At 46.4% G+C, this 16,312-nt stretch carries 21 protein-coding genes; 20 read left to right on the top strand and 1 reads right to left on the bottom strand.

What is annotated here, in order from left to right:
• Positions 1 to 6: 6 nt before the first annotated feature.
• Entirely contained in the window at positions 7 to 1,194 is a 1,188-nt protein-coding gene (locus DK428_RS10185; RefSeq protein ID WP_109092218.1) for a hypothetical protein, read from the top strand.
• Positions 1,195 to 1,833: 639 nt separating this feature from the next.
• Here the strand turns inward: DK428_RS10185 and DK428_RS11600 are convergent.
• Positions 1,834 to 1,974: a hypothetical protein gene (locus DK428_RS11600; protein ID WP_157952205.1), complete on the bottom strand. Its 141-nt coding sequence runs from the start codon at positions 1,972 to 1,974 to the stop codon at positions 1,834 to 1,836.
• 1,864 nt (positions 1,975 to 3,838) lie between these two features.
• On the opposite strand from DK428_RS11600, the gene DK428_RS10180 reads away from it, so the two are divergent.
• The 19 genes from DK428_RS10180 (at position 3,839) to DK428_RS10085 (ending at position 16,292) form a co-directional block, all read left to right on the top strand.
• Positions 3,839 to 4,393: a hypothetical protein gene (locus tag DK428_RS10180; RefSeq protein WP_109092217.1), complete on the top strand. Its 555-nt coding sequence runs from the start codon at positions 3,839 to 3,841 to the stop codon at positions 4,391 to 4,393.
• 11 nt (positions 4,394 to 4,404) lie between these two features.
• Positions 4,405 to 4,734, top strand: a complete 330-nt coding sequence (locus DK428_RS10175; RefSeq protein ID WP_109092216.1) for a hypothetical protein — start codon at positions 4,405 to 4,407, stop codon at positions 4,732 to 4,734.
• A gap of 22 nt (positions 4,735 to 4,756) precedes the next feature.
• Positions 4,757 to 5,110, top strand: a complete 354-nt coding sequence (locus tag DK428_RS10170) for a hypothetical protein (RefSeq protein ID WP_109092215.1) — start codon at positions 4,757 to 4,759, stop codon at positions 5,108 to 5,110.
• Positions 5,111 to 5,178: 68 nt separating this feature from the next.
• A complete protein-coding gene (locus DK428_RS10165; RefSeq protein ID WP_109092214.1) occupies positions 5,179 to 5,943 on the top strand; it encodes a DUF2303 family protein in 765 nt (254 codons plus the stop codon).
• Positions 5,944 to 6,012: 69 nt separating this feature from the next.
• Positions 6,013 to 6,753: a hypothetical protein gene (locus DK428_RS10160; RefSeq protein ID WP_109092213.1), complete on the top strand. Its 741-nt coding sequence runs from the start codon at positions 6,013 to 6,015 to the stop codon at positions 6,751 to 6,753.
• A gap of 663 nt (positions 6,754 to 7,416) precedes the next feature.
• Positions 7,417 to 7,848 (top strand): hypothetical protein, encoded by a 432-nt coding sequence (locus tag DK428_RS10155; RefSeq protein ID WP_157952204.1) that lies wholly within the window; start codon positions 7,417 to 7,419, stop codon positions 7,846 to 7,848.
• 19 nt (positions 7,849 to 7,867) lie between these two features.
• Positions 7,868 to 8,404, top strand: a complete 537-nt coding sequence (locus tag DK428_RS11715) for a DUF3310 domain-containing protein (protein WP_208618348.1) — start codon at positions 7,868 to 7,870, stop codon at positions 8,402 to 8,404.
• A gap of 76 nt (positions 8,405 to 8,480) precedes the next feature.
• A complete protein-coding gene (locus DK428_RS10145; RefSeq protein WP_157952203.1) occupies positions 8,481 to 8,669 on the top strand; it encodes a hypothetical protein in 189 nt (62 codons plus the stop codon).
• Between the two features lie 3 nt (positions 8,670 to 8,672).
• Positions 8,673 to 9,260 (top strand): hypothetical protein, encoded by a 588-nt coding sequence (locus DK428_RS10140; protein ID WP_109092210.1) that lies wholly within the window; start codon positions 8,673 to 8,675, stop codon positions 9,258 to 9,260.
• The gene (locus DK428_RS11900; RefSeq protein ID WP_109092209.1) at positions 9,260 to 9,508 is read left to right on the top strand and encodes a DUF8033 domain-containing protein; all 249 of its coding nucleotides are present in this window, start codon (positions 9,260 to 9,262) and stop codon (positions 9,506 to 9,508) included. The genes DK428_RS10140 and DK428_RS11900 overlap by 1 nt, the downstream gene beginning before the upstream one ends.
• Positions 9,505 to 9,753, top strand: coding sequence for a hypothetical protein (locus DK428_RS10130; protein ID WP_109092208.1), 249 nt, complete (start codon positions 9,505 to 9,507; stop codon positions 9,751 to 9,753). The genes DK428_RS11900 and DK428_RS10130 overlap by 4 nt, the downstream gene beginning before the upstream one ends.
• 2 nt (positions 9,754 to 9,755) lie before the next feature.
• On the top strand, positions 9,756 to 10,619 hold the full coding sequence (locus DK428_RS10125) for a hypothetical protein (protein ID WP_109092207.1): 864 nt from the start codon (positions 9,756 to 9,758) through the stop codon (positions 10,617 to 10,619).
• Positions 10,616 to 10,909 carry a hypothetical protein gene (locus DK428_RS10120; protein WP_109092206.1) on the top strand — a complete coding sequence of 98 codons (294 nt, stop codon included), beginning with the start codon at positions 10,616 to 10,618 and terminating at the stop codon, positions 10,907 to 10,909. Before DK428_RS10125 ends, DK428_RS10120 begins: the two co-directional genes overlap by 4 nt.
• 2 nt (positions 10,910 to 10,911) lie before the next feature.
• Positions 10,912 to 11,163, top strand: coding sequence for a hypothetical protein (locus tag DK428_RS10115; RefSeq protein ID WP_109092205.1), 252 nt, complete (start codon positions 10,912 to 10,914; stop codon positions 11,161 to 11,163).
• Positions 11,164 to 11,427: 264 nt separating this feature from the next.
• Entirely contained in the window at positions 11,428 to 12,369 is a 942-nt protein-coding gene (locus DK428_RS10105; RefSeq protein WP_157952202.1) for a hypothetical protein, read from the top strand.
• A 1-nt stretch (position 12,370) separates the two neighbouring features.
• Positions 12,371 to 12,643 carry a hypothetical protein gene (locus tag DK428_RS10100; protein WP_109092202.1) on the top strand — a complete coding sequence of 91 codons (273 nt, stop codon included), beginning with the start codon at positions 12,371 to 12,373 and terminating at the stop codon, positions 12,641 to 12,643.
• Complete coding sequence (locus DK428_RS10095; RefSeq protein ID WP_109092201.1) at positions 12,643 to 12,888, top strand: hypothetical protein; 246 nt, start codon at positions 12,643 to 12,645, stop codon at positions 12,886 to 12,888. Before DK428_RS10100 ends, DK428_RS10095 begins: the two co-directional genes overlap by 1 nt.
• A complete protein-coding gene (locus DK428_RS10090; RefSeq protein ID WP_109092200.1) occupies positions 12,866 to 14,221 on the top strand; it encodes a 3'-5' exonuclease family protein in 1,356 nt (451 codons plus the stop codon). Before DK428_RS10095 ends, DK428_RS10090 begins: the two co-directional genes overlap by 23 nt.
• A 169-nt stretch (positions 14,222 to 14,390) precedes the next feature.
• Positions 14,391 to 16,292, top strand: a complete 1,902-nt coding sequence (locus DK428_RS10085) for a DNA polymerase (RefSeq protein ID WP_109092199.1) — start codon at positions 14,391 to 14,393, stop codon at positions 16,290 to 16,292.
• Positions 16,293 to 16,312: the final 20 nt, after the last annotated feature.

Below are 16,312 nucleotides of genomic sequence, written 5' to 3'. Positions count from 1 at the left end.
TATATTATGTCTAACGTAACTTTAAACCAAAACGTAACTGCTATCAACCCTTCCGAAGAACTTATTCGTATTGTTAACGCTCGCGTGGCGTACGTTAAAGAGTTCGGCTCTGCAAAAGGGTTCTATGCCCACCTTATGAGCGGGTACCGCACAACCATCAACGGCGCACTCTACCGCGGAATCTTCCAGAGTAAACAGGAGCGTTTCTGTGACCGCTTACTTGAAGCGTTACCACAAACGTTGAAAACAGCCGAAGCGCTTGATATTGCGCTGATGACACACTGCGCCCGTTACGGTATCAGTCTCGACGGTGTTACTGTGGACTTACCGGTCTACGACCCACACCGCCCAGCAGACGCCGGTCGTACGTACAAACAGTTCACCGCGGCAGACGGCGAGATGGATATTATCGACAAGCTCAGCGACATCGACCTGGAAGCGGTAGAAAAATTCTACGATTACTGGAAGAAAGGCCTTGTAAATGAAAGTTTGCTCGCGGCGATGCCTGCTGACATGGCTGCTTACGCCCGCACATTGGTCGTGGAAGGTGCTGAGGATGCTCCGGCATGGAAGTTAATTGCTGCTATTGTCAAGGAGTGGGGCGAAACCTACCAAAAAACCAACTATGCGTCACCATCTCGTGCGCGCGCAGAGTTCTTGGCTAACCAGGGGGTGGGGTATAACCGCTATCAAGGGCGTTTTGACAACCAGTATGTGACCGGTGAAACTGACCGTGACGACGAATCCAAGGAGTACCTCAGCTGGTTCCGAGGCATGGAAGAGCGTTTCAATAGCGTCGATACGGTCGTTCGTAGCGAGATGTTCAAAAAGCTATGGGCCAAAGCAGTGAAACATACTGAATACGAGTATGGCGGTCGTAGCTTATTGCCAACATTCAAGGTTCGCCCGCAAAGCAAGTCTGAGATGGCTACACTCGAAAGTCTACTCCCTGATTATGAGCACTTTGTCTATGTCAGTGAAGATGGTCAAGTGTATGAGGACTTACGCAAAGAGTTCGATTCAATTGAGGAGGCTATCAAAGCGTTCCCGATTGAATCACAAGCTGTCACTGCCGCGTACCGCCGCCGCAAAGAGAAGCTCCTTGCAGAGGGTACAGAAGCTGACGCTAAACAGTTGGCGAGAGTTGAGACTGTCGCCGTGGATAGCGGCGTCATCGACCTTGACAACCTGTAATACCCACTAACCAAGACCGAGGTGTAATGCCTCGGTCTTTTTAAATTTTCTCACAATCAAGGGCGCAGACCCTAGCCTACCTCTACGAACCCCTGCCCTCAAAATTGCAGTTTATTAATAGTTACCGTTCTCCGTCATCTAGCCCTGCTCCCTGAACACAAACACTGCCCCACGTCAAAGGTCAAAGGTCAAAGGTCAAAGGTCAAAGGTCAAAGGTCAAAGGTCAAAGGTCAAAGGTCACTGTTTGCATGACGTTGGTACGGGCCTGTAGTAAATGTCCATGTTCACACCAAATCTCCGTTAATCCCGACCATTATCAACCGTCAATGTTCAGATGACACTGATAAAGGTCAATGTTCACATGACACTGACACCGGTCTCCGTTAACCCTGAACACTGTTCCGCGTCAAATACCACGCACAGAGCCACGAACACAGGCCAAGTGATACAGACCTACAGCCTAGAACAAAAAATACAGTTATGGTTGATTGGCGAAGAAATAGGGCGAAGGACAAAAAATATACAGTTTATACAGTGGTTCTGGATAAATATACAGTGAAAAAGAGTGTTGCTGAGTAAAAAGTGACCTGTTGCCAGAATTTACGAAAATTTGCCAGAATTATTGCCGGAATTGCCAGATTACTTTTTAACCATTGCCGGATTTTTTTTGTCAAAGACCCGCGCCAGCACTGGTTTGTTGCCGGAATTGCCGGAATTGCCGGATTTTTTCACCGCATACTGCTGTGGTACTGTGTACACGCTGTGAGAGCTCTTTTTCATTCTCTAGTCGGTAAACACGTCATAATTCCGGCAATTCCGGCAAGAGCCCTTGCCCCGCCTGTGCTCAGCCTGTTTTTTGATTCTGGCAATTCCGGCAATTTTTGGAAAAATTCTGGCAATTCCGGCAATAATTCTGGCAATTGACCTGATGTTCTGTTCGTGTGTTTATACAGTAGTTTTCTAGCCCCCCCCCAATACCCTGTACCGATTCATGCCCGAAGTCGCAGACTCCCAACCTATGATGATTGGTAAAAGGTAGGAGTGGGGGTGATAGAGCCGCACGAAGGAGTAGAGATGATGTAACAACGGGCAAATGGCGAAGAAATAGGGCACTAACCAATGACATGTGACAGATGTTATTGGTTAGTGGGCATGAGAAGTGGACATGAGAAGCGGTTAAAAAACAGCCGTTTTATACAGTGTTTTTTGTGAAAAACTGTATAAATGACCAGTATCGGCTGAAAAACGACAAAAAACACAGGTACGCGGAATATACGCGGAATTTCACTCAATATACGCGGAATTTTTTCCTGGATACGCGGATCCAAAAAATACACCTCTCAGTGTTCATGCGGGTTGAACGCGGAATACGCAGAATACGCGTTTTTTTTTTGACCCCATTCCACTGTAGGTGGTACACACAGGTGTTACAGGTAACTTCTTTTTTCTAGTCCAAGTACCATAAAAATGTGTCAGATTTGTCAGAAACCTGGTGTGGGCAAGGCTTCAACCGAGAAAAAATTCTGTCAGAATTCTGTCAGTACTGACAGAAATTGTGTCAGACATCTTGATTGTGTCAGAGGCTTTATACAGTAGTTTTTTGTCTTAGCTTCCGGTTTGATTAACGCTGCCTTCGTCCCTTGTCCCTCGCCAAACGATATAAGAAATAGTTATAAGACAAATAACACAATAGGAGAGCCATAGACGAAGGAAAAGGACAAAGACGATGAAACCATACCAAGTAACAAAGAAAACGCGACAGTGAGCGAATGACGAAGGAAAAAGAGTAGAACACTAACCAATGATATGTGACAGATGTTATCGGTTAGTGAACACAAAAACGGCGATATGTGACAGGGGTCACAAACCATTGTCGAACAAAAAACATACTTTTTATACAGTGGTTCTGTATAAATGCACAGTGATAACGGACGGTGTCGACTAAAAAATGACCATTATCACTGAAAAATGTCAATTACTCAGATTACTACTCAGAATTGTGAGTAGTTTACTCAGATTAAAAACGGGGTTTCTTGAATCTGAGTAATGGACAAAGGCCCGTGGCACAAGGCTTTTACTCAGAATACTCAAATATACCGGAATTTCACGTCGCATTTCACTGTAGGTGCTACACACACTGTTACACCTGTTTTTTTTATTTCTAGCCAGTAAACATAACATAATTCTGAGTATTCTGAGTAGAACCCTTACGCTGACTGGCTTCAGTGAAAAAAAATTCTGAGTAAATTCTGAGTACTACTCAAAAATTCTGAGTAGTGGATAAATTCTGAGTATTGTTTAATGTTCATTTTATACAGTACTTTTTCAGCAACCCATGACAGGAGACAACAGATGAGTGAACATGGTTTAAACCTACCTCAAGAACACACGCCAAGTGACGATTTCGACTGGGAGGACGTGTATGGCTATTGATTATCTTGTACCCTATGCACAGGACGCCTGGCTTGCGTTCATGGCAGCCTACGCGTTCACCGGTCGTGCACGGCATCTCGTGTGTGCTCTCGTGGCTCTGTGTGTAGGTCTTATGCCAGTGCTAACAAACCCGGCTTATGCCGAAATGTTATTAGACTTATAACTGTTTCAGTTATATTATACCTCTTACATAAACAAAGGAGATTTCCCGATGGATAAACACTATGACCTAACACGACTCGCGGTTGGAAACATCGTCGAGGTCGATAAGACTTATTTCAAAGTAACCGACCTGGACCTTAAAGACCCCTTCCAGCCCGTAGAACTGACCTTAATAGGTTCAGACCTTACGCTACCGTTACCGGCGGGATTGTTTGTAGCCGACGCTAAACACCCGAAAATTTTCTCCTTCACAACTTCGAGTGAAAGTTGGTGGGTAGAAACCGAACTTCTGGTGCGTTACGCCATCGTCGATGACCGTAAGTCTGTACAACCGACCCTCTCCATTGAGCCGGGTAAGTGTTACCGCACCCGTAGCGGCAGAAAGGCTCAAGTTATCTCGCATGACACAATAACCCCAAGTGCGATGTACCCGTTCAAAGGGGTCGTTTTCGCTGCTGATGGTATTTTCCGCGGTCACGTTGACAGCTGGATGGAAGACGGTCGTGCGTCCATGGGCGGAGAATCTGACGAAGATTTAGTGTCGATAATCGCTGACAACGAGTGTAAAACAGACCTAGTGTCGATAATCACTGACAACGAGTAAGGAGTTTCCGCATGGAACTATTGAGAGATTACTGGTTACAAGCCAGAGAAGATTGGTCAAATGCCGCGACCGAGAAAACACACGAACACATACTGTTGAACATAAAAAAGGCGATTGATTTAGCCCCAAACAAGGGGACGCTCTATATAAAACTGTCGTATAGCCAAGACAATGTCGAGAATCCGGCGCCACCGTATACCGATGCCGCTGGTGACCTCGTTCTACCGACGTATTTTTGCGATGTATACGCGTTGGTTGCCGTACTAAAAAGATCAGAGGCGTTTAAAAGTCTACGTGTAGAAGCATTATCGAACCGACAGTATGTAAGAGTACAACTATAATCTTAGATAATAAGGAGACCTTATGCCTCAACCTCAACAACTACCGACGACACGTAACGACTGTACACCGATTCAGGATGTGCTCTCAGAACTTGACGCCGGTGTATTTGCAAACAAACTGACCTCCGCTCTTGCACAAGTGGCATTGGGTGTAGTCACGCAGAATAAACAAGGAAAAATTGTCCTAGAACTTTCTATCAAGAAAGCGGACAACGACTCCGACCAGGTGCAGATTACGCACAAATTGAAATATGACATGCCTACCCGCCGCGGTAAGCTGTTAGAAGAAGACACCACAGTCACGCCAATGTATGTCGGACGCGGCGGTCGGTTGTCAATCCTCCCATTAACCCACAATCATTCACAGGACATGTAACTATGGATAAAACCGCCATTAAAGAGATCATTGACAACGCTACAGTGCAAGCACAGATGTAAAAACCTGTGCCTGGTAACGTAGTAGCGTTACCGGATAATTACTCACTGCACGACCTCTCGTGTTTCGCGCCGCAGGCACGATTCTTTACCCGTAATTTCGCCACGAGCAACCTTCAAGCGTTCGTGGACTATGTCAAAGCGTACGCGCCAGCGGCCACAACCGAGTCTACAAAACCGACATTGTTTGTCAACCCTGCCAATGGCAGTGCAGTCATGGCCTTTGACGAGGGCACACCAGACCACCCGGGGCAGGCGAAACATGTTGCGCAGATAAAAGTTTCCCATACGGCGGAAGCGAGAGCGCTATTCGACGGGCTTAACGGTGCAAAACTGTCTCAACGTAGTCTAATCGATACCCTTGAAGACTGGCCGGAGAACATTATCCCGTATGCAGGCGAGAAACAGATGACTATTGCGCAGGCAGTTGCGGCTATCCGTAACGCTGACATTAACCACGTGCGCCGGACTAATAGCCACTTGGATGATGAAGCGCATCGTTCGCATGCATCGGCGTCGCTAATGACACAAGTAGAAAGCGCGTCCGAGCACTTGTTACCGACCACATTCGCCATTACGCTTTCAGCCTACGCAGGCGCACCTGCATTTACGTTCCACGTACGTGTAGTAGCAGCGGAAGAAGGTAACGTGCCGGTATTCCGTACCCGTATTATCGGTTACGAGCGCCACCTCACTGACATTAACGCGTACTTCTTGTCGGTTATCCGTGACAACCTGTCCGCGGTTGCAGACATCTACGAAGGCACCGTTTAACGTCCACCCATACATGTGCTCAGAGGTCTTCTACACTCGGCCTCTGAGCTTTACATAGGACAAACCATCATGACACAATATAATTTAAAAGACCTAAAAGTAGGCGACATCCTAGACCTTGAACACGCGACATTTGTTGTTGACGGACTCGACTCTAACGACGACGTGAGACCGATTTGTCTTAGTCTAACATTGATTAAATCCAGTAAATATACCCCCCTTACAGCCGATACAGAACAACACTGTGTCTTCGACAGCATCGGCACAGAATGGTGGGTAAACGTTGATTTTCTGGGTAACTTCAATATTACTGATGCTGACGCTGACACCGAAGACGTCCCAACAACTTATTACAGTCTAGACACCCTAAAAGTTGGCGACACTGTAAAGACCGAACATGCAGAGTTCACAGTCGAGTATGTAGGCTACAATACCGAAACGCCACTATGCCTGCGCCTGGAATCGATTCTGTCATGTAAGTACAAACCACTTGATGCCGCTGCTAACACACACAAAGCCGGCTTGTGGTTATTTGACACTGTAGGCAATTCTTACTACGTATCGCGTGAAGCGCTCCCTGACTTTGGTATTAACGTCGACCGGGACATTGATCTTAACAACCTCCCGAAGCCGTTCTGGCCTAAACACGACGATACATACTATTCAATTACATTAACGGGTGTTACCGGCTCCGTAGCGCGTTTTACCGACGCTTCGGTGATAACCAAAGGCAACTGCTTCCGCACAGAGGAAGATGCACAAGCCTGGCTTAATGCTATGAGAAGTCGTCGCGGTCCGCGAAAAGGTTAATTTTACCTGATGGTATAACCGAAGGAGGTATATTATCACTTTTAAAGTATCCACTCGTGTGGCAGACGGCCAACGCTTTGTAATCTATACGGGGGTCTATAACAAGGCTCCCGTTCACTACAAAGCGTTACCGTTCAGAGACGGGTTAAACATTTACATGCGCCCGAAAATGAACCGTCGCGGAAACTCGTTTAATGAGCACAAGTTTCTCACACGCTTGCCGTTTGACCCTGCTCGAAGTCGCGACTTCGAGTACATCTATCAGCAAGCACTAGCTTATACAAAGGAGTTATAAGACATCGTGATTAATAACTCTACTCTCATTAACCGTACCTGTTACCGCTGTCGTAAACAACTACCGCTAACCACCGACAACTTTCGGTGGTTAGATTCCCTTGACCGGTATCACTCGTGGTGCCGCGACTGTGAGCGGGAACGTGCGCGGGAACGGTACAAAACTCATAAATCACCGGAACGTGATAAGCGGTACGCGATCACTGCTATACGGTGTTATGTCCGTAAATATGGAGAAGGAATCATTAAGGAGGCATTAACGTGTACCCGTTAACTTCATCATTTGACAACCAGACCGGATATTGTCGGTCAGAACAGTTCCAGGAGTTTTTACAGGAACTGCTTACCAAGCACCCGGACTGGGTGTTTGTGACCGAGGACACGGACTATGTCACTCAAGAAGATGGTGTAAACGTGATAATCACTATTAGTCATGAGCGTTCACACTCGGAAGACATCATCGACGTAATTATCCGTAGCGCCGGCAATCGCATCGGCACGATGACAATTTTCCGTGAACAAGCGTTAGACACGCTTGGACTTCGAATCGACCTACGTCACGACCGTACCTGGGGTATGGGGTGTGACCCACAGCTCGTTGAACGCGCACTACAACGCTATGTAAATGCGACCGCCATTACACCGACAATCATCCTTGATGTGTGCGACGGAGCAGTTCAGGTGCAGGCGGATTTTAGTGTGGATTCTGAACACTTATCGATTGAATTCACCGTTGACGAGTTCCATGTAGGCGAGGCGTTTCTTACCCGTGAACCGTGGCGGAATCTACAACATTTTTAACTGATTGGAAGGATAGATAATGCACACAACAAACATTTTATTCGGGGTTTGTTACACTATGAACTCTGCAAGTAGCGCCGACGATTATATTGTGCTCGAATTTGATATGTCAAAGCTCGAGCACAACGAAAAAGTCATTATGGTATCCAACCTAACTGATGACCTTAAATCTCTCGGAATTTCAACCGAATACACCGGTAGACAATCGTCAAATATGTATTCAGCAAAACTCTATAAAACAACCCCCATTTGGCCTAACGTAGAAGTAAAAAACGGTCACATAGTAGAAAAACTAACACCAGTGGCAGTGACCGACATTCAGATTGGCGGTAACCACTATCATAGTTTTGCTGTTCAACCGTTTGAATTCATCTACAAAAACAAAATCCCGTATGCGGAGGGTAGCGTAATTAAATCCATCTGCCGATGGGTAAATAAGGGCAACATAGAAGATTTACAGAAAGCTCGCCACTATATTGACCTGATTATTGAACAGGAGACACAAGCCAGTGAAGACACAACAGTCCCTAACCCCTTACCTAGTGCCGGGGACTAATAACCTCGACCTAGACAAACTCAAAAATCTAGTAACCATTTACTTACGTAATGACAAATTTCTGTACTCCGCGCTTATGTGGATGAACCGTGGCGCGCTTGTCTCCCGCGCCTTATCCCGAATCGTAAGCGTGGAGACAGAAACTCCACTCACGCCGTTTGCTGCTTACACAGCGCTCCATGCCTGTGACAACGGACAAATGGTGTATGAAGAATTACAACGACTCGCGGCAGAAGAACGCGAGCGTAGAGAACAAGAGACCTAACTCATGGCAGATACAACCCCACAACTACTCCGAGATTACCCGGAAAGAGTATTTCTCGGTAATCATCCCGATTTTGGTGATATGTATCTTATCCGCCCTGAATGGGAGTGTAACTGGTACTGGTCGTTTGGTTATTTACGGCCGGTATCCGATAACGTTAGAGACTGGTTCCACACGCACCTTGATAGTGTCTTAAATGATACCGGCAAAATGTGGTATGACGCGCTTAACCATGTTTTCGGTAAGTCACTAGCAATACCGACCGTACCTGATGAATTTGATATGCCGCTGAACAGCGACTGGCGTCTGTGGCTGTTCTTGGAGATGACTAAGTCTATTTACTTTCACAAAGAAATGGCAGAAGTATTAAATCGCGGCGGTATGCACTTATCGAACAACCCGCACGCAGGTCTGTTAAAAGACCCGGAACGGGTACATAAAATTAACCACGAAATCATCCCGGCGCTCATTGACACGTTCTATGTCGCACTCGGCGTCGTAGACCCATTACCCGGTATTGACTACGGCTACGGGTGGAAGAAGGAGATCGAACGCCGTGAGATGGCAATAAAGAACATGGAGAACATCTAATGAAAGTAGTTAAGCTAGCTAATAACGCCATAGTTATTATAGAAGGCAGCGAATACAGATGTGTGTCGTATGAAACCCACATGGCGACATACGACCAGTATTCCGGTTGGACGTATGCAAACAATAACCCAAGCAATTACACGGTGACTACATTAAGACACCTATCCAATTTTTGTGAGTATTTAGGTGTCACTTATCCGGGTAAACAAAAGTTTTTAGCGTTTGCTCGAGGGGAGATAAAGCTATGATTTTGAAGAACACTGAGTGGCGTCAAATCACCAAGGATACTGTAGTCTTGCTACTAGAAAAAGAAGATGACTTTTTTGAAGTTCACGCAATGGTGCGAGAAGACACCGAAGATGATGTACAAATCCTAGACCTATTTTCACAGACGTATGAAAGTGAGAAAGATGCACGCCGTATGTATGATAAATGCGTCGAGGCTTTTGACGTAATTTACGACATTGTAGGTAACGAAATTCCGGAGCTATAGCCATGGAGCTTAGAGATAGAATCAGATTAGCGCAAGAGAATGGGCTCAAATACATCATACTCGATGACGATTACCGCGACATTGTTCGTGAAAACTGCCCAACACAAAGAGTCTACCGCATTATGGCGGTAAAAGACTTTGTCGCCGACAACAAAAATGTCACCGAGGGGCGACTTGGCGGGTATATCGCGTCCGATGAAAACCTCTCTCACGAAGGTTCTTGCTGGGTTTGGGGTAACTCCATCGTAATGGATAGTGCTACCGTTGTTGAAAACGCTCAAGTAATAGGAGATACAACCCGAATATACGACTTTACGCATATCTCTGATGAAGCGAAAGTCATTAACTCGGTGGTATATGGTGGGACATCGGTCTTTGGCAGCGCACAAGTGAGAGATTCTTCGATATACGCGTCTAGCCTCATTACAAACACTGCGTCTGTAGTGTCGACAACCATTAATAAAATGGCCCGTATACAAAACAGCACCTGTTTACGTGATTCAGTGATTGGCACTACAAAAAGTTCCGGCAGCGAAACAATCAAAATTATGGCGGGCGACTTTGTCGATGCACAGATTGACTCCCAGAATGATTTTATTGTGATCGAGAACGTCGGTATGGAAAAGGGGCGCCTAACAATTTACAAAGCAAAAAAAGGTGTGTTAGCGACCAGAGGCTGTTTCTTAGGCTCGTTGTCGCAATTCCTGAAAGCGGTCGAAGAACGCTTCGCTAGAGTCAAAAAATCTGACCCGGAATACAAAAAACACGCCCGAGTTCGTGCCGAATATCATCAGATGGCGGCGCTTGCCGCGCGTCGGATTACCGGACGTAAAATTATGAGTAAATACTATAAGGCTGACCTATGATTAAGTTTCTTTTTTCACTGTTCCGTACAGTGAAAACAGTCCGTATCGGCATCCCTTATCGTGAGGTTGAAGTAGGTAACACACACTACGGAGAGTACCTACAACGAGCAACTGCTGACCTACGTAAACGTTACCCACAGATTCTCTACCTCATAGAAACAAGACAAGGCTCGGAGTGGGTAATTCGATTCTCATTTATCTCAACAAAACACGATGCAGAACTGATGGCGAGTGTCGTTAATCTGTTCAATGATTTCCTAGGAGTTTCATACACAGTATTTAAGGATTAATTATGCAAACCAAATTCAGAGCACCGATAGGCTGCCCGGTAACGGTAGAAGTTGTTAAAGAGCGTAGAGATTTTTTCCGTGTCCGTGCGACAGTAGCACCATTAGCAAGTAACACGGTTGTACAACCGACATCGTACGTCATATTTGAATTAACAGCCAACACAGAGCAGTTAGCCGACGAGCTTTATAAAGAAGCGTTACTAAAAGTTCGTGAGCTGTATTTATGGCTAAAAGACATGGAGGGCTGCGGTTAATGTTTCTACTCATTGCACGACTTTTACAACGTGAGCCGGTGTCACCTTATAAGGAGCTAATCGAAACTCTCGAGCAGCACCCCGAGCAGTGGTCACAAACCAATTATATGGTACAACACAAGAATTCAGGTATGAGTTTATGGATAGGAAACGGGTTTAGTTACTTCACGTTTTACCCTAACGATTTACCGATACCAATTACCCAAAAATACCGTCTATGGAAGGCGGTCAGAGAGCTCCCGGTAAGGAAAATAACCTGTCAACATGTTGGATGCAACGCAGGGGTTACCGATGGCAACGAGTAAAAACCGCCGTAAAAACGGTAAAGTCGTCCGCTCCGACCGCAACAAACGCATGCGGGTACAAGCGGCCTACGACCTTAAAAACCTCGTTATCTCTAACTGTGTCGACCGTCAAGAGCTAGAGGGCGGTCGAACAGGTCTACGACCACGAACCGTGGTCTATGACCGCAAGAGTCAACAAACAACAGCAATTACTAAGCTGCAAGAGGTGGCGTTAAAGACTGAACGCTGGAAGTGGAATATCCACAGCGGTGTTATCTGCCGCAACCCCGACGGGGAGGTGTACCTCGACAAAGAAGAAAACATCTTTACACAAACCGAGGTCACACTCTCTGAACTTAACGATTATATCGCAGAGTCTCTGGTTGAACGATTCGAGAAAGCCAACCCGAACCACAAGCTCACTATGTTCTGGGTGGCAAGCCCCTATGACATGGGCGATGTACCGCTAAGAGCAGTCCTAGCACCGTTTCATGTGTACAACGTCCTTGGTTCGATGTTGACAAAGTATGAGACGGACAAAATTGAACACCAAGTCGTGCATTTTAAAGCCGACACACTTGCTGACTTCGAGCAGTGGTTTATCGGCCAACGCCGCCACCGTGAGCTATTAAAACAGACACGACTACTAAAAATTCGATTTGAGCCAACAGGCAAGAAAATGAAAAAAGGCGAACTGGTGAAATTCCGCGAGTGCCTGTCTCCACACATACCGGATTTTCACCCGTTTGCCACCCCACAAGGTTTCGCTGCGAAACAGATTGAGCTTAGTATCGACGGTTTCAAAGCGGCGCGCATTTTAACTTTACTCGACCCGCCTCCTGCATGCCTTGACGTGTACACGGAAGAAATTATACAGAACGGAACAAGAAACGCAATTAAGTTCTACAACCCGGAGGGATAACATGTATTTAGTTACGTACCACGATACAACCGCAATCGTCGCAGATTCAACAGTTGAACTCCGCGAAAAACTAAAAGAATTACTCCGCGTACAGCGAAAACAGACAGAGGATATGGTCGTATTTAATGCCACCATTAACGGCATCAATCACTCGTTCGGTATCCTGGTAAAAGATGTTATTTCACCGGAAGAAGCCGAAGACCGCATTATGGACCATTTCCGCGCTCTCGCGAAAGCGACAGGTAAATATAGATTTTATCAAGAGGTAAATTAATGGCCCAATTTGACCCGGAGGCGTTAGAAAAACGTGTCGACGCGCGTTTTTCTGCTATGGACGCCGCACTTAGTGCACTCGGCGAACAGCGGGTATACCAAGTATACCTCGCAGATTCCCGTAAACTGGCAAACGAACTTCGTGCCGAGGAAATCACAAAAATGGCCGCTGAACACGAAGAAGCACAACTGGAATTTTTAATCGAACGGGAAGAAGCAAAAAATGGATGTGACAATCGATATTGAAACTTATTATGACAGTGAGTATAGCCTAAAAAAGATGACGATGACCGAATACATTCGTCACCCAAAATTTAAACTACAAAGTCTCGCGATTAAGGTCGAAGACCAAGAAACACAATACTATGATACAGAAAACATACCACAAGCGATTGATTTTATTAGCAATTTACCGAGACCGTGGACATTTGTCGGTCAAAATACGGCGTTCGACGCGGCTGCATTAAACTGGCATTACGGTGTGCGCCCTGACATGTACGCTGACACCATGTCGATGTCCCGCGCATATTGGCCGGGCGAATCCGCGTCGCTCGATGCACTGGGTAAACGGCTATTCCCGAATGACCCGAGCCTGCATAAAATTCACGGCACCCTTGAATCGTTCCTGGGCGTGGAAACACTAACGCCCGAACAGCACGAACGGATGGCTATCTACAATAAGCGAGATGTAGATTTAACTTACCGCGTATATAAAACCTTACTAAGTTTTGGTTTCCCGGAAGAAGAACTCTATCAAGTACACATGATTATCCGTATGTACGCTGAGCCAATGTTTGTCACTGACGCGCCGTTGTTACGTGAAGCAATACACGACGATGTGACGGAGACCGAAAACGCAATTGAGCGCGCCCTTGAAGCGGTCCGTCTACGTGGTGTGCCGGACACATTCGATTTACCATTAGACGTGAAGCTATTCAGCAGTAATCCTCGTTATGCCAGATTACTTTCCGAAGTCTTCGGTCTCAAACCACCGATGAAAACGAACCTCAAAGGCGCAGCAACCTACGCCTTTGGTAAAAAAGATGTGCCATACATCCGCTTCAAGGACGATAATCCGGAACTCGAACCTATTTTTATCGCTCGCGAGCTGGCAAAGTCCACTATCTCCGCCACCCGAGCACAAACACTGCTTAACTGTAGTAATAATGGTGCACTGCCATTGCCGGTGCCGTTGAAGTATTACGGAGCAGCGACGGGCAGGTACAGCGGCTGCTTAACGTCGGACACAAAAATTATCGTAAAACGGGGTGAATCTCATGAGTGTATTGCGCTTGGTGCACTCCAAGATGACGACCTTGTGTGGGACGGCGAGGATTTTGTCCAGCATGAAGGATTGCAATTTATGGGTTATCAAGAAGTTATTAAGCATGACGGAATCACGGGCACAAAAAAACACCCCTGTTTTATTTCAAAAAGTGAAACGCGAACATTAGCTGAACTTAAAAACTCAGGGACACCAATTATGGATTCCCCATTGCCACGAGCCATGGCACGAGACTACACAATAAAACTTATGTACGGTCAAGTACCAATTACGCAAAAAAGGACTGAAAAATGAAGTGGTATCCAACTAAACTTTTCGAGCCGCAAAACGGAGTTGACTGCCTCGTATTAACTGACAGTGATGAGGTACTTGTCGCATATTTTGACGCCACAAAAAACCGCTGGATTCACAACGGCGAAGAAATCCACGTAAACCGATATATACCAATCGAGGACCATACCCCATGATGATAACAGAACCAGTATACGACATCATTAATTGTGGCCCTCGTCACCGTTTTTGGGCGAACGGAAAGCTAGTCCACAACTGCGACGGCATAAACCTCCAGAATCTTCCTCGAGGTTCACGCCACCGCCTCGCGCTCTGTGCCCCTGATGGGTATCAAGTGTATGTTGCAGACTCGAGCAATATTGAATGTCTCCACGGAGATGGACTTGTGCTGACTGATTCGGGCCTGAAAAAACTCAAAGACATTAAACTATCAGACCGTCTATGGGACGGATTAGAGTGGATAACCCATGACGGAGTAATATGCAAAGGAGAACGCGATGTCATCACGTACAAAGGCATTACGGCGACACCTGACCACGTCGTCTATCTTGCCGACGGGACCAAACTACCGCTGGGCGAGGCTATGTCAACTAAAGCGGCTCTGCTGGTTGGAGAAATTGGCGGGCAAGCGATTCGGGAAATGGACAGTTCTAGACAAACCAATACCGCTAGACACGAGCAAAGTAACCCTGCATGTGCAGTGCGATTGTGGCAAAGAATCGTTAGTAACTGCATCCGACCTAGAGCATGGAAAATCAACGGCTTGCAAAAGCTGTGGAAATTCGGATTATCCGGACATACCAAAAAAACCAAGGGTGCAATTACAGCGTCGCTACAATGCAATGACAACAAGGCTGAAGGCCAACAAGCCGTCGTCAAAGACCTACAAGGGGGTAGAAAACCGATTCGAATCTCCGGCGCACTTCGTACGTTATCTATGGCAATTAATGCCGTTACCGGATTATTCTGGACTGGAAGTCGACAGAATAGATACGAACGGCCACTACGAGGAAGGGAACATACGGCTAGTGAACCGCGAACAAAACGCACAAACAAGACGCTGCAACATGGTAGTAAGTTACGACGGTCAATCAATGTCTGTCAGCAAATTTGCCAGAGACTATTGTCCCGGTCGGCACCCGTCAACAATATTATTGTGGCACAAACAGGGGCTAACACCGGAACAGTGCATAGAAAGAGCCAATCTTACACCAATCAGACCTCGAAAACAGAAGTCTGGGACATCATAAACGCGGGCCCACGAAACCGATTCACCTATAACGGTTACATCGTCAGTAATTGCCGTGTGAATGCGTCATTTGCTAATCAAAACGACCTTGTCGAGGCCTTCCGACACGGCTTCGATGTATATTCAAACTTCGCTGAGGAGGTTGTATACCATTACCCGGTGTCGAAAGCCACTAAAACTGAACGTAACGTAGGCAAAACCTGTATCCTAGGTCTTGGTTACGGTATGGGCGTCCTACGATTCCAGCAGACGCTACAGTCAGGTCCGATGGGTGCACCACCGATGGAGTGCTCACTTGAATTAGCACAGACCTGTGTATATGGTTATCGCCGTAAATATCCGGAAATTGCCCGTAGCTGGCAAGTAGCGCAACAGATGCTACTTGCGATGATGGACCCGAAGATTGACCTGCAATGGGGGCCACTCCGTGTTATTCACAACGGCTTACTGCTCCCGAACGGGTTATTCTTATCTTACCCGGGGCTGCGATTCAATGACCTCGACGAGCTTGAGTACTGGAACGGTAAATTCTGGAAAAAAATCTACGGGGCCAACCTGATTGAAAACATCTGCCAGTGCTTAGCCGGCATAGTTATCAAACAGGCGATGAACAACATCGACCGTTGGCTAGTCGAAAACGACCTAGGCCGTATTGTGTTACAAGTCCACGACGAAATCATCGTCATTGCCAAGGACAACGACTCGAGATACACACCTGATGATATTCAAGCTAAAATCCAAGAATTTATGTGTGTTTCACCGGTCTGGATGCCGAACCTCCCACTTGATTCCGAAGGGGGATATGCAAAAAATTACTCAAAATAGTAGTTTTGCATGAAAAAATT

It is taken from the genome of Aggregatibacter kilianii (assembly GCF_003130255.1).
Taxonomy (GTDB): Bacteria; Pseudomonadota; Gammaproteobacteria; order Enterobacterales; family Pasteurellaceae; genus Aggregatibacter; species Aggregatibacter kilianii.
This window is presented reverse-complemented; position numbering and strand designations above follow the sequence as displayed.

Coding starts and splice junctions, on each gene's coding strand:
- DK428_RS10185 (WP_109092218.1), top strand. CDS start 7: ATGTCTAACGTAACTTTAAACCAAAACGTAACTGCTATCAACCCTTCC.
- DK428_RS11600 (WP_157952205.1), bottom strand. CDS start 1,974: ATGAAAAAGAGCTCTCACAGCGTGTACACAGTACCACAGCAGTATGCG.
- DK428_RS10180 (WP_109092217.1), top strand. CDS start 3,839: ATGGATAAACACTATGACCTAACACGACTCGCGGTTGGAAACATCGTC.
- DK428_RS10175 (WP_109092216.1), top strand. CDS start 4,405: ATGGAACTATTGAGAGATTACTGGTTACAAGCCAGAGAAGATTGGTCA.
- DK428_RS10170 (WP_109092215.1), top strand. CDS start 4,757: ATGCCTCAACCTCAACAACTACCGACGACACGTAACGACTGTACACCG.
- DK428_RS10160 (WP_109092213.1), top strand. CDS start 6,013: ATGACACAATATAATTTAAAAGACCTAAAAGTAGGCGACATCCTAGAC.
- DK428_RS11715 (WP_208618348.1), top strand. CDS start 7,868: ATGCACACAACAAACATTTTATTCGGGGTTTGTTACACTATGAACTCT.
- DK428_RS10145 (WP_157952203.1), top strand. CDS start 8,481: ATGTGGATGAACCGTGGCGCGCTTGTCTCCCGCGCCTTATCCCGAATC.
- DK428_RS10140 (WP_109092210.1), top strand. CDS start 8,673: ATGGCAGATACAACCCCACAACTACTCCGAGATTACCCGGAAAGAGTA.
- DK428_RS11900 (WP_109092209.1), top strand. CDS start 9,260: ATGAAAGTAGTTAAGCTAGCTAATAACGCCATAGTTATTATAGAAGGC.
- DK428_RS10130 (WP_109092208.1), top strand. CDS start 9,505: ATGATTTTGAAGAACACTGAGTGGCGTCAAATCACCAAGGATACTGTA.
- DK428_RS10125 (WP_109092207.1), top strand. CDS start 9,756: ATGGAGCTTAGAGATAGAATCAGATTAGCGCAAGAGAATGGGCTCAAA.
- DK428_RS10120 (WP_109092206.1), top strand. CDS start 10,616: ATGATTAAGTTTCTTTTTTCACTGTTCCGTACAGTGAAAACAGTCCGT.
- DK428_RS10115 (WP_109092205.1), top strand. CDS start 10,912: ATGCAAACCAAATTCAGAGCACCGATAGGCTGCCCGGTAACGGTAGAA.
- DK428_RS10105 (WP_157952202.1), top strand. CDS start 11,428: ATGTTGGATGCAACGCAGGGGTTACCGATGGCAACGAGTAAAAACCGC.
- DK428_RS10100 (WP_109092202.1), top strand. CDS start 12,371: ATGTATTTAGTTACGTACCACGATACAACCGCAATCGTCGCAGATTCA.
- DK428_RS10095 (WP_109092201.1), top strand. CDS start 12,643: ATGGCCCAATTTGACCCGGAGGCGTTAGAAAAACGTGTCGACGCGCGT.
- DK428_RS10090 (WP_109092200.1), top strand. CDS start 12,866: ATGGATGTGACAATCGATATTGAAACTTATTATGACAGTGAGTATAGC.
- DK428_RS10085 (WP_109092199.1), top strand. CDS start 14,391: ATGATGATAACAGAACCAGTATACGACATCATTAATTGTGGCCCTCGT.